Raw genomic sequence first — 12,428 nt, 5'->3', positions numbered from 1 at the left:
AGTGAAAAAAAGTTTGGAAGTTAAACGCATTAGTTATTATTTTGGTACAAATAAAAACATTTAACCATGAAAATCAAAATTATTTTGACGATGTTGGTGTTGGCATTGACCACGTCAGTTTCGTATGCGTCTTTCCCTGTGGAAAGAAAAGTTGTAACCACAGAGCGTGTGACAACTTCCTCTTCGGAGAATCAAAATGTAACAACTGCGAAAAAGACAGAAGCGAAAGCGACTGCACTTACTTCACCGGCTGCAGCCTCAGGTGAAAAAAGCCAGGGAATTGCGTTTTTGTTCTGGCTGATTCTGGGTGGATTTGCAGCACACAGATGGTATCTTGGTAGCCCATGGTACTGGAATGTACTGTTCATCATCACACTGGGTGGTTTGTTCATCTGGTCGCTGGTTGATGTAATCGGAATCCTTACAGGAAGCTACGAGCCTAAAGACGGCAGCTACAAAGACAGTTTCTTTTAGTAGAAATTAAGATTTTATCAAAAAGGGAGACAAATTGTTTCCCTTTTTTTATTTTTACAGAAAACACTTATGCGCATTGCTATCATAAACGGTCCTAACTTAAATCTCTTAGGAAAACGCGAACCCGAGATTTACGGCGACCAGACATTTGGGAATTATTTTGACATCCTGAAAACACAATTTCCGGACATTGACTTTTCGTTACATCAAAGCAATATAGAAGGTGAAATCATCGGTTTTATACAGGAATTCGGATTTTCCTGCGATGGCATTATTTTAAACGCCGGCGCCTATACCCACACTTCAATAGGTATCGGTGATGCTGTAAAAGCCGTGGACACACCCGTCGTTGAAGTACACATTTCGAATACTTTTTCACGAGAGAGCTTTCGCCACCAATCATTTATCTCCCCAAATGCAAAAGGTATTGTTATCGGTTTTGGCTTAAAAAGCTATGAACTCGCTATCCATTCTTTTTTATAAACGCCATGCAACCATTTTAAACCTATTTTCGTCTACCATACAAAACCAAAAACACCCAAAAACACATGAAACAAATTTTTACGCTACTGCTCTGTTCCTTTGCTTTTACTGCGTTCTCGCAAATTCGGGGAACCGTTACTGACGACACCAAACTGCCACTTCCCTACGTGAGCGTGAGGATTGAGAACACTTACAATGGTACCTCCGCCAATGAACAGGGGCAGTACGAACTTAACATTACAAAGCCCGGCCAATACACGATTGTTTTTCAATACATTGGTTATAAGACCAAAAAAATTACTGTCAATATCGATAAGTTTCCTTTCACACAAAATGCGCAGCTTAGCGAAGAAACGTTGATCCTGAACGAAGTGGTCGTCAACGGTAAGGACAATCCTGCAAACGAATTAATTCGCAATGCCATAAAATCAAAAAAAGCAAATTCTGCACGAACAGCGCGTTTTACCGCTGATTTTTATTCCCGGGGGATTTTTAAGCTTAAAGACATGCCAAAGAAAATTTTTGGCGCCGAAGTTGGCGATATGGACGGAATGCTTGATTCAACAGGCACTGGCATCCTTTACCTTTCCGAAACAGTTTCAAAACTCACATTCGAGAAGCCAAACAACCTGAAAGAACGGATCATCGCATCTAAAATAAGTGGAAACGATAATGGATTCAGCTACAATACTGCACTTGCAACGCGGTATGATTTTTATGATAATACGATCAGGTTTGGCATGAATATGGTCTCCCCTATCGCCGACAATGCATTTAACTACTACAAGTATAAACTGGAGGGAAACTTTACTGATGACAGCAATCAGATCATCAACAAAATCAAAGTGATTGCGCGTCGGGACAATGAACCTGTTTTTGAGGGCTACATCTATATTGTGGAAAACACCTGGGCCATTTATGCAGTAGATCTTGACATCAAAGGATATCGCGTCAAACAAGAATTCATGGACACGATGAAACTCGTACAAAATTTCAGTTACAACGAAAACAATAAGATTTGGTCAAAAAGCACACAAAACCTCGAATTTACGGCAGGTGCTTTCGGAATCAAATTCAATGGTAAATTTTCATATGTATACACCAACTACGACTTCAAAGAATCGTTTGACAAAAAGACCTTTACAAATGAAATTGTGAGCTTTGAGGACAATTCAAACAAAAAGGATGACGCATACTGGAGCACCAACCGCCAGGTTCCGCTGACAGAGGAAGAAAGCCGGGATTACGTAAAAAAAGACAGCATTTTTAAAGTCCGTAATTCACAGACTTACCTCGATTCTGTAGACAATAAAAGAAACAAGTTTCACCTTCTGGACCCCATCCGCGGCTACCACTACCGAAACAGTTTTGCGAAAAAATCGTTCAACTATGATGGCCTGATCAACCTGACATCCATTAGTTTTAATACCGTACAGGGCTGGAACTTAAACTCAGGTTTCAACTTCCGCAGCTGGAAAGGAGAAGAAAAGGGAAAATACACTGCGGCGAGTGCTACTTTTAATTATGGATTTGCCGAAGACCGGCTGAGGATTAAAGCCGATTACACCCACCGATTCAACAATCAGAACTACGCGTTTGTGTCTGTGTCCGGAGGAAGTACTGTGGCACAATTCAACCCTGAAGAGCCCATTAGCAAGTTCATCAATTCGGTAAGTACTTTGTTTTTCAAGGACAATTACATGAAATTGTACAATAAGGAATTTGCGGGTATTACCTATGGCCGCGACGTACTAAACGGAGTGAATGTTATGGGTCGCGTAGAATACCAACAAAGAAAGCCTTTGACAAACAACACTGATTATGTATTGTTGAAGCAGGACGATTTATACACATCAAATAATCCTCAAGATCCGTTTAGCGACGCACCCGCTTTTGCCACACACCACCTGACTAAAGCCACACTTTCAGCACGGATTTCATTTGGCAACAAATACATCACCCGCCCTGACGGCAAAATCAACCTGCGCAATCAAAATTACCCAACGGTATACCTGAATTACGAACATGCGTTTGCGGCAAGCGAAAAAGACTATGAATTTCAGTTGTTATCATCCCGTGTGACCTACGAGGTGACTGCTGGGAATAAAGGAAGCTTTTCGTTTAATCTAAAAGGTGGAAAATTTGTCAATGGCGACAATATCTCTTTTATTGATTACAAACATTTTAACGGCAACCAAACGCATGTTGGTACGGAGGAGCGCTACCTAAACGTCTTTAACCTGCTGCCATACTACGCCGCCAGCACGAACGACTCGTACTTTGAAACGCACGCGGAATATGATGACAACGGTTTTATCATGAATAAAATTCCCTTATTGAACCTGTTGAAAACAAAACTTATACTCGGATTCCACAACCTGGCCGTACCGGATCGGAGTCCGTATCAGGAATTTTCTGTAGGATTGGACAACCTTGGATTTGGAAAATTCAGGCTGTTCCGCATAGACTATGTGCGTTCTTACCAAAATGGCTATCAGGGTGATGGTGTAGTTTTCGGCCTGAAACTCTTAAACATATTAAAATAAATCAGCCTAACAATCCGCACATTTAAGAATTAAAAAACGCCGGCGAATCGGATTCGCCGGCGTTTTGTTTACAATATATTGTGATATTTAACTTCCCTGTCGAATTATTAATCTTCGCGTGAAATTCTGGCACCAATAGCACGCAGTCTCGCTTCAATATCTTCGTATCCACGGTCAATCTGCTCGATATTCTGGATCGTACTGGTTCCTTTTGCTGACAAGGCCGCAATCAACAACGAAATTCCGGCACGGATATCCGGTGATGACATGGTCGTGGCTTTAAGTTGTGATTTAAAATCATGCCCGATAACGACCGCACGATGGGGATCGCAAAGCATAATTTTTGCTCCCATATCAATCAGTTTATCGACAAAGAACAAACGGCTTTCGAACATTTTCTGGTGGATCAGCACATCGCCTTTGGCCTGCGTGGCAACCACGAGCACGATACTGAGCAAATCGGGTGTAAAACCAGGCCATGGTGCATCGGCAATGGTCAGGATCGATCCGTCAATATCTGTTTTTACTTCATAGCCATCGGTGTGCGCGGGAATATAGATATCATCGCCCTGACGTTCTAAAGTAATCCCAAGTTTCCTGAAAGTATTGGGTATTATACCGAGATTATCCCAGCTTACATTCTTGATCGTAATTTCGCTTCTCGTCATGGCGGCAAGCCCAATCCATGAACCGATTTCAATCATGTCCGGCAAAATCGTATGCTCACAACCTCCTAATTTGTCGACTCCTTCAATTTTCAAAAGGTTAGACCCCACACCGGTAATCCTGGCACCCATTGAGTTCAGCATTTTTGACAATTGCTGCAGATAAGGTTCGCAGGCGGCGTTGTAAATTGTCGTAGTACCTTTGGCTAAAACAGCGGCCATCACGATGTTCGCCGTTCCTGTTACAGACGCTTCATCAAGAAGCATGTCGGTACCGGTCAATCCATCTGTAGCTTCAACGCCATAGAAATGGTCTTCACGGTTGTAACGGAACTTAGCGCCCAGGTTTATAAATCCTTCAAAATGCGTATCCAATCTCCTGCGGCCAATCTTGTCACCGCCCGGTTTTGGGATGTAACCACGTCCGTAACGCGCCAACAATGGTCCTACGATCATAATCGATCCACGCAGCGAACCGCCTTCCTTTTTAAACGCTTCGGTTTCAAGATAGCCAACATTTACTTCATCGGATTGGAATGTGTAAGAACCTTTCCCTATTTTTTCCACCTTAACACCCAGATTTTTGAGTAGTGTGATGAGTTTGTTTACATCGATAATATCTGGTATATTATTGATTGTTACTTTTTCGGGCGTCAGCAACACCGCACATAAAATCTGTAACGCTTCATTCTTTGCTCCCTGTGGAGTGATTTCACCTTTTAGCGCGACGCCTCCTTCAATTTTAAAAGTTCCCATTTTAATGTAATTAGGAATTAGGAATTGGGAATTGTGCTTACAAAATTCTTAATTCCTAATTTTTAATTGTTTATTGTATTTTTCTGTTTTGGTTATTTTTATGGCCGGAATTCATTTTTCCGTTTTTATTATTCTTGATTTTTGGTGGCGCAGCCGGATTGATTTTATTGGAAATCCGCATATTGGTCCGCATCAGATCCGTGGTGTTCACCAATTCCTCTGAACTTTGTGTCAGGTCGATCTTCCCGCCGGACAACTCAAGGAGATGTTCAAAAATCACATCATCTTTCACCGTATCCTTATTCCAGCTTAAATAGGATTTTTTCATGTGGTTTGCAATGACTTTAATCAGTGCATTTTTCAAATCACCATCCTCCCAGCGGTTGGCCACATCGATCATATACTTGATATTGTTGCCATAAAAACGGTATTTTGGAAAGTTCTGCGGATAACTTAACACATCTGGTTTCAACTGCAACACCTCACGTGAAGGCACAGGATACGGGGAATCAACCTCGAGTTTAAAATCAGACATGATAAAAATCTGGTCCCATAGCTTATGCTGGAAATCGGGCACGTCGCGCAAATGCGGGTTCAGGCTTCCCATCACCTGGATGATGTATTTTGCTGCCTTGTTGCGTTCCTCGCGGTCTGCAATCACCACAGCCTGGTCAATCAGTTTCTGCAGGTGACGGCCGTACTCCCTGATGATCAGGTGCGGACGCTCTGCATTATATTCCAGTTCGTTGACAACGTCGTTGGCGTTCTCCTTGATATATTTTTGATTCATTTATAATGAAATTATGCCTTCAATGTTCGAAACGGCGATATATTTTTCAATTACTGCATCAGGGGTCGCCATCGTAACATGAATTGAAACGGAAGTGTATTTTCCTGTTTTGGACTGATGCGTTGTGATGACGGCGCCCAGGTTGTTAAAAGCATTCTCAACCTCCAGGATTTTTTCCTTTTCCGTGGGCACGATAAACTTAAATAAATATTCTGACGGCCAGCTGCTTGTAGTGGATAGCTCTTCCTTTAAACGCACATAAAATTCTTCTGTCTTCTTATCCATTTTATTAAAATAAACGCAAATATAAGGTTTTAGTATGGAGATTTTATGTTTTAGATTTCTGATTTAACGTGTCAACGTTATTTTTGTTTATCAGGAGCTGTTTCCCGCTGTCCGCTGTATCTTTTTTATTCTCAAATTCATCCCCCGAAGTCCGGCGCGACAGTAGAATAAAAAAGGATGCCGCTGCCATCGGGGCTAAGATCCAGGTTTATGGAAATACCTTGTAATTATTAATTATCCATTATTAATTATCAATTGTGAATTGCTATATTTGCGCCTTATTTTTAAATCGTGCGCAAAGAAGTTGTTGTCATCATAGGCGGCCCTGGTACTGGGAAAACCACTATCATAGATGGGCTGACGGCACAGGGATACTGTTGTTATCCTGAAATCTCGCGCGAAGTGACGATGGAAGCCAAAAAGCAGGGTATCGAACAACTGTTTCTCGAGAACCCGCTTCTTTTCAGCGAATTGCTGCTCGAAGGCCGGAAGAAACAGTTCCTGAATGCCTGTGATGAAACCCACGATATTGTGTTCCTTGATCGTGGCATCCCTGATGTGCTGGCCTATATGCACTACATCGGCGACAGTTATCCAGCCCATTTTGACGCTGCCTGCCGGGAGCATATTTACTCCAAAATTTTTATCCTTCCGCCATGGGAGGAAATTTATGAAAGCGACGACGAACGCTACGAGAACTTTGAACAGGCCAAATTAATCTACAGCCATCTTGCGGAGACCTATCAAAACTATGGTTATCATTTAATAGATGTCCCTAAAGGCACCGTTGCCGAGCGCATTGATTTTATTTTAGGCCGTCTTTCCCAGTAACGCCTCAGTTATTTTCAGTTTATTTGACTAACTTTCCACTTTGATTGTCGAAAACGATACATTTGAATTTCGAATTATAAGCCATGCCGACACCTGTTGAAATCCTCAGAAAATATTGGCATCATGATCAATTCAGGCCCGCCCAGCAGGAAATTATAGACGCTGTACTGGCCGGGAACGATACGTTCGCCATACTCCCAACCGGTGGCGGAAAATCAATCTGTTTTCAGGTACCGGGAATCATGAAAGACGGGATTTGCCTTGTCGTTTCCCCATTAATCGCCTTGATGAAAGACCAGGTTGCAAACCTCGAAAAAATCGGCGTTAAAGCAATCGCTCTGACTGGCGGCCATTCTACTGATGAAATTTCAGACCTCCTGGACAACTGCCAGTTTGGAAATTATAAGTTTCTTTACCTCTCGCCGGAAAGGCTACAGGCCGATTGGATTGTTGATCGCCTGAAAAGCTTGAATATCAATCTTATTGCCATCGATGAAGCACACTGCGTATCGCAATGGGGACATGATTTCAGGCCCGCATATCTGAAAATTGCCCACCTCAAAGCGCATTTTCAAAACGCACCTTTTCTGGCATTAACGGCGTCAGCCACTAACAAAGTGCAGGAAGATGTTATCCTTCAATTGGGACTGAGAAATCCTGAAGTTTTCAAAAGGTCTTTCGAAAGAAAAAACATCGCCTATATGGTTGTTGAGGCAGAGGACAAGCTCCATCGCATCGGACAGATTTTGAAGAAAAACCCAGCACCTTCCATTATTTATGTGCGGAACCGGAAATCATGCCACGATATCGCTTCACAGTTGCAAACTCTGGGATTCTCGGCGACCTTCTATCACGGCGGGCTCCACAGTTCCGAAAAAACTAAAAATATGCAATCGTGGATGGAAGAAAAATCCCAGGTAATTGTCGCGACAAATGCTTTCGGGATGGGCATCGATAAGGCGAATGTCAAAACGGTCATTCACATTCAACTCCCGGAAAATATCGAAAATTACTACCAGGAGGCCGGGCGTGCCGGCAGAAATGACGAAAAAGCATTTGCAATATTGCTGTTCAGCCCGTCAGACCCGATTCAGGCACAAAACCAGTTTATTTCGGTTTTGCCTGATAAAGCCTTTTTAACAAAGGTATACGTCAAACTGTGTAATTATCTGCAAATTGCTTACGGAGAAGGAATTGGGGAGGAATACCCACTAAATTTGAATCATTTTTGTGTCCTGTACCAATTCCCTACTTTGAAGGCTTACAATGCCCTACAGTTTTTAGACAGACAGGGCATCGTCAGCCTGTCACAGGAATTTTCTGAGAAAGTTTCCGTTCAATTCGTGATCGAGTCAAAAGAAGTACTCCGTTACATGAGCCTAAACCCGCAGGACGAGCCGGTAATACTGGCCATTCTAAGAAATTACACCGGAATTTACGATGCGCCTTCAGCCATAAACCTAAGCCTGATTTCGAAAAAAGCAAACACCACTGACAATGCGATCCTGGGTTTATTGAAAAAGCTGCACGAACGTGGACTTATCGATTACAGGGCCAAAGGCAATGATACCACAATCATCTTCAACGAAGTACGCGAAGATGAAAAAACAATCAACCGGATTTCGAAATACCTTGAAAACCAAAATGCGCAAAAGGTGCGTCAATTGGAGGCTGTAATTGCCTATGTTACCGACAAAAAAACCTGTAAAAGCCGACTCATCCTGAACTATTTCGGCGAAAAGAAAACCGAAGACTGCGGCATTTGCTCCTATTGCATTTCGAAAACAAAAAAAAGTGGCTCAGCGGTTTCTGTTGCGGCAGAAATCCATGGCTTACTAACGCAACAGGCTTTAACTTCAAGGGAAATACAAAACCTTGTCAAACATCCGTCAGACGACATTATATTTGCATTACAACAATTGTTAGACCACCACGTCATCCGAATCGGCAGTGACAACAGGTACTTTATTCCAAAATCATGAAAAAATTAAGAATTGTCTTTATGGGAACTCCGGAATTTGCTGTCGGCATTTTGGATACCATACTTAAAAATAATTACGAAGTGGCTGCGGTGATTACCGCTCCCGACAAACCGGCAGGCCGCGGCCAGAAAATCAAATACTCGGCGGTTAAGGAATATGCGCTGGAACAAAATATTGATATCCTGCAGCCAACGAATTTAAAAGACAGCGATTTTCTGCGACAGCTAAAAGATCTTGATGCCAACCTGCATGTCGTTGTGGCATTCCGAATGCTTCCAAAGGCAGTTTGGGAAATGCCCGAATATGGCACGTTTAATCTGCATGCATCCTTGTTGCCCGATTACCGCGGCGCAGCGCCCATCAATTGGGCAATTATTAATGGCGAAAAGAAAACCGGCGTCACCACTTTCTTCATTGATGATAAAATTGACACTGGCGCCATGATACTAAGTGCTGAAACGCCCATTTCCGAAAATGAAAATGCAGGCCAGTTGCACGACCGGTTGATGGAAATTGGAAGCCAGGCAGTCGTGGAAACTTTGGATAAAATTGCGAAAGGAAATGTCGAAACCCAGCTACAAAAAGAGTCAGGCGGACTGAAAACCGCTTATAAGCTGAACCGTGAAAATTGCAAAATCGACTGGGAGAAATCCGGAACTGAAATTCATAACCTGATCCGTGGCCTCTCACCTTACCCGGCAGCCTGGAGTGATTTCAATGACGGAATCGCAGCAGTGCAGGTTAAAATTTACGAAGCCGGTTTTGAAAAGCGAGATCATAAGCTTCCCATAGGCTCCATAAAATCATCAAAAAGGGAAATTACTGTCGCGGTGTGTGATGGTTTTATAAATATTTACAGCCTGCAATTTCCTGGAAAGAAGAAAATGAATGTTTCCGAATTGCTGAATGGAATGCCAATCGGGGAGAATGCAACATTCTGCTAACTTGCGTCATTGTTGATGTGAGCGTATTTTCGAAAAAAACAACAAAGTTTATCAACAAAAGAATTGACTTATCAACAAATCAGCGAAAATCAGCCCTCAGCGCTTGCACAGTAAGGAATTCCTGCTAAATTTGTTTCTATTAACAGAATTTTTAACCAACAATTAATAACTATTATTATGAACAAATCAGAATTAATCGATGCAATGGCTGCTGATGCAGGAATTTCTAAAGCAGCTGCAAAAGCGGCATTAGAGTCAATGTTGAAAAATGTAGCCGAAGCGTTGAACAAAGGTGGAAGAGTATCTTTGGTTGGATTCGGATCTTGGTCAGTATCTGACAGAGCTGCAAGAGATGGAAGAAACCCACAAACCGGAGCAACAATTAAAATTGCAGCTAAGAAAGTAGTAAAATTCAAAGCTGGCGCTGAGTTAGAAGGAGGCTTGAAATAGTCACTTTTAAAATATAAAATTAGAGCCTTTCATTTTGGAAGGCTTTTTTTATTAAAATTTTTAAGCGGTTGACTAAAAAACGTAAAACTATATTTGGTAATTTAATTTTTTTATTGCTAAATTTAGTAAAATTTCAGCAAAATGATTTCAGACAAGCTCGAAAAAGGACGTCTGCTGATTGCAGAGCCATCGATCATAGGAGACCTTTCTTTCAACAGATCGGTCATTTTGCTTGCAGACCATAACGACGAGGGATCGGTCGGCTTCATTATCAACAAACCGTTGCGGTATACGATTAATGATCTTGTACCAGAAATCAATGCCCGTTTTAAAATCTACAATGGCGGACCAGTAGAACAGGACAATCTTTATTTCATTCACAACATCCCGGAGTTAATTCCAAACAGTATTGAGATTTCTAACGGAATCTATTGGGGAGGCGATTTCGAATCCACCAAAGATTTAATCAACCAAGGAGAAATCAATAAGGAAAACATCCGTTTCTTTTTGGGATACACGGGATGGGAAGCAAACCAGCTTGCCTCTGAAATGGATTCAAACTCCTGGATTGTGGCAAAAAATGATTATGAAAATCGCATCATTGGAAAGTCTACCACGAATTTCTGGAAGGAAAAAATTATTGAATTGGGCGGAGATTACCTGATATGGTCGAATGCCCCCGAAAACCCAATCCTGAATTAACCCAACCGCACTTCCGCATTCAATTTCTGCAGTAACTTTTCTGACAGTTCGGATTCAAATTGCTTTTTGCGGTATTGCGTTACGGGTTGGATTCCCATGATAATGTTGGTAATGAAGATTTCGTCTGCTTTTTGGAGGTCAAACGGGGAAATCACCGATTCCTCCACCTCAATTCCTTCGATGTTCTTTGACAATGCCAGAATCTGACGGCGCATCACGCCATTGATGCAACCTTCCGAAACCGGTGGCGTCAAAAGCTTCCCGTTGGTCAGCATAAAAACATTTCCATTGATCGCTTCCACAACATTTTTCTCATCGTTCAACAAGAGGCAATTCTGCAACCCATTTTCCCTGGCATAAATTGATGCCGTGACATTGAGCAAACGATTCGTCGATTTAATTGACGAAAGAAGTTGTTTGGTCATGTAGAAGTCCCGAAATAAATCGACTTCATAGGTTTGATTTTCGATTCGGTAAAGAATATCCGGAAGCCCTTCTGAAGTTACTAAAAACGATACATTATTTTCGCAGGGCAAATACCGTCCTCCATCATTCCTGTAAACGGTAATGCGCGCCCGGGCAGCATTACTGTGGCCGTTTGTTGCCACAAGATCTACAATTTGCGCTTCGAAATACTCAAGGGTAAAGTTCATCGGAATCTCCATCCTGACCACACGCATTGAGGCCATCAGCCGAAAATAATGGTCTTCTGAAAACAGAATCCTGCCCTCGACAACCTTTACTGTTTCAAAAACTGCATCGCCATACAGCAATCCGCGGTTGTTTTCGAGTTGGACCTGAGCGTAATCAACAATGGAACCGTTAAAATTTATCATAAAAAAACCCTGAAAAAATCAGGGCAAATATAAGTGTTCTGTTTCGGATTCTAAACAGAACCGATCACATGTTTTAAATCTGAAATCTGGTTTTCCCAAAGCAGGGCAGCTTCATCCAATTCGCTCTCGGGCGCAAAGTCGATAATCATTAACGACACGTCCTTTGTAATCTCGTCCTCCAATATCCTCAGTTCAAAAAAGTAATCTGTATCCTCGTTGTCTGTATCAATCCATCTGAATTTAATTTTTTCTCCCGTCTTCTTGGATGCGACACGTGCTTTTTCTTCAGAATCATCCCAAATGAAAGTGAAATATTCACCTCGGGAATTTACATTGTCTGCAAACCATTCCGACAAACCGGAAGGTGTTGATATATACTGATATAAGAGCTGGGGAGAAGAATTTATTGGGAATTCTAATTCATATTTTACTTTAACTTCCATTAACGACCGGTATTTTTTTGGAAATATATAGAATAAAATTCAAAAAAGAGCATTTTGAAAAATTAATTTTTTTGTCGAATTTTAATTTGCAACCTATAAATATAGTTTTATATTTGCACCCGCATTCGAGAATGCACTTAACCGTAATTTGGCGAGGTAGCTCAGTCGGTTAGAGCGCAGGATTCATAACCCTGAGGTCACGGGTTCAACTCCCGTCCTCGCTACAGAAAAAAAACCGGAC

General features: G+C 41.9%; 13 protein-coding genes and 1 tRNA gene. 9 read left to right on the top strand and 5 right to left on the bottom strand.

The genetic code is table 11. The annotated features are described in order from the left end of the window. The first annotated feature begins 66 nt into the window (after positions 1 to 66). The 3 genes from CFE23_RS01415 to CFE23_RS01405 all read left to right on the top strand — a co-directional run bounded on the left by CFE23_RS01415 (position 67) and on the right by CFE23_RS01405 (position 3,503). Entirely contained in the window at positions 67 to 474 is a 408-nt protein-coding gene (locus CFE23_RS01415) for a TM2 domain-containing protein (RefSeq protein WP_291082937.1), read from the top strand. A gap of 69 nt (positions 475 to 543) precedes the next feature. After that, positions 544 to 957: a type II 3-dehydroquinate dehydratase gene (locus CFE23_RS01410; RefSeq protein WP_291082934.1), complete on the top strand. Its 414-nt coding sequence runs from the start codon at positions 544 to 546 to the stop codon at positions 955 to 957. A 65-nt stretch (positions 958 to 1,022) separates the two neighbouring features. Next, complete coding sequence (locus tag CFE23_RS01405) at positions 1,023 to 3,503, top strand: DUF5686 and carboxypeptidase regulatory-like domain-containing protein (protein ID WP_291082931.1); 2,481 nt, start codon at positions 1,023 to 1,025, stop codon at positions 3,501 to 3,503. Positions 3,504 to 3,610: 107 nt separating this feature from the next. Here the strand turns inward: CFE23_RS01405 and murA are convergent, their stop codons facing one another. The 3 genes from murA to CFE23_RS01390 all read right to left on the bottom strand — a co-directional run bounded on the left by murA (position 3,611) and on the right by CFE23_RS01390 (position 5,999). Beyond that, the gene (gene murA / locus CFE23_RS01400) at positions 3,611 to 4,924 is read right to left on the bottom strand and encodes a UDP-N-acetylglucosamine 1-carboxyvinyltransferase (RefSeq protein ID WP_291082928.1); all 1,314 of its coding nucleotides are present in this window, start codon (positions 4,922 to 4,924) and stop codon (positions 3,611 to 3,613) included. Positions 4,925 to 4,994: 70 nt separating this feature from the next. Continuing rightward, positions 4,995 to 5,714 carry a DUF4290 domain-containing protein gene (locus CFE23_RS01395; RefSeq protein WP_291082925.1) on the bottom strand — a complete coding sequence of 240 codons (720 nt, stop codon included), beginning with the start codon at positions 5,712 to 5,714 and terminating at the stop codon, positions 4,995 to 4,997. Further along, a complete protein-coding gene (locus CFE23_RS01390) occupies positions 5,715 to 5,999 on the bottom strand; it encodes a DUF493 family protein (protein WP_291082922.1) in 285 nt (94 codons plus the stop codon). It lies immediately after the preceding gene. A 291-nt stretch (positions 6,000 to 6,290) separates the two neighbouring features. On the opposite strand from CFE23_RS01390, the gene CFE23_RS01385 reads away from it, so the two are divergent. The 5 genes from CFE23_RS01385 to CFE23_RS01365 all read left to right on the top strand — a co-directional run bounded on the left by CFE23_RS01385 (position 6,291) and on the right by CFE23_RS01365 (position 10,908). Next, the gene (locus tag CFE23_RS01385) at positions 6,291 to 6,830 is read left to right on the top strand and encodes an AAA family ATPase (protein ID WP_291082919.1); all 540 of its coding nucleotides are present in this window, start codon (positions 6,291 to 6,293) and stop codon (positions 6,828 to 6,830) included. Between the two features lie 83 nt (positions 6,831 to 6,913). Then, on the top strand, positions 6,914 to 8,812 hold the full coding sequence (locus CFE23_RS01380; protein ID WP_291082917.1) for an ATP-dependent DNA helicase RecQ: 1,899 nt from the start codon (positions 6,914 to 6,916) through the stop codon (positions 8,810 to 8,812). Beyond that, a complete protein-coding gene (fmt, locus tag CFE23_RS01375) occupies positions 8,809 to 9,756 on the top strand; it encodes a methionyl-tRNA formyltransferase (RefSeq protein ID WP_291082914.1) in 948 nt (315 codons plus the stop codon). The genes CFE23_RS01380 and fmt overlap by 4 nt, the downstream gene beginning before the upstream one ends. Before the next feature lie 177 nt (positions 9,757 to 9,933). Then, positions 9,934 to 10,206 (top strand): HU family DNA-binding protein, encoded by a 273-nt coding sequence (locus CFE23_RS01370; RefSeq protein ID WP_291082911.1) that lies wholly within the window; start codon positions 9,934 to 9,936, stop codon positions 10,204 to 10,206. Positions 10,207 to 10,347: 141 nt separating this feature from the next. Beyond that, complete coding sequence (locus tag CFE23_RS01365) at positions 10,348 to 10,908, top strand: YqgE/AlgH family protein (RefSeq protein WP_291082908.1); 561 nt, start codon at positions 10,348 to 10,350, stop codon at positions 10,906 to 10,908. On the opposite strand, the gene CFE23_RS01360 is transcribed toward CFE23_RS01365, so the two are convergent. Then, positions 10,905 to 11,744, bottom strand: a complete 840-nt coding sequence (locus CFE23_RS01360) for an aminotransferase class IV (protein ID WP_291082905.1) — start codon at positions 11,742 to 11,744, stop codon at positions 10,905 to 10,907. The two genes, CFE23_RS01365 and CFE23_RS01360, sit on opposite strands and share 4 nt — an antisense overlap. Positions 11,745 to 11,794: 50 nt before the next feature. Next, entirely contained in the window at positions 11,795 to 12,187 is a 393-nt protein-coding gene (locus CFE23_RS01355; RefSeq protein WP_291082902.1) for an START-like domain-containing protein, read from the bottom strand. A gap of 150 nt (positions 12,188 to 12,337) precedes the next feature. Between CFE23_RS01355 and CFE23_RS01350 the strand changes: the two genes are divergently transcribed. Beyond that, positions 12,338 to 12,411, top strand: a tRNA-Met gene (locus CFE23_RS01350). The last annotated feature ends 17 nt before the right edge of the window (positions 12,412 to 12,428 follow it).

It is taken from the genome of Flavobacterium sp. BFFFF1 (genome assembly GCF_002256285.1).
Lineage (GTDB): Bacteria > Bacteroidota > Bacteroidia > Flavobacteriales > Flavobacteriaceae > Flavobacterium.
Note: the sequence above shows the minus strand (reverse complement) of the source record. Positions and strands in the feature narration are given on the sequence as shown.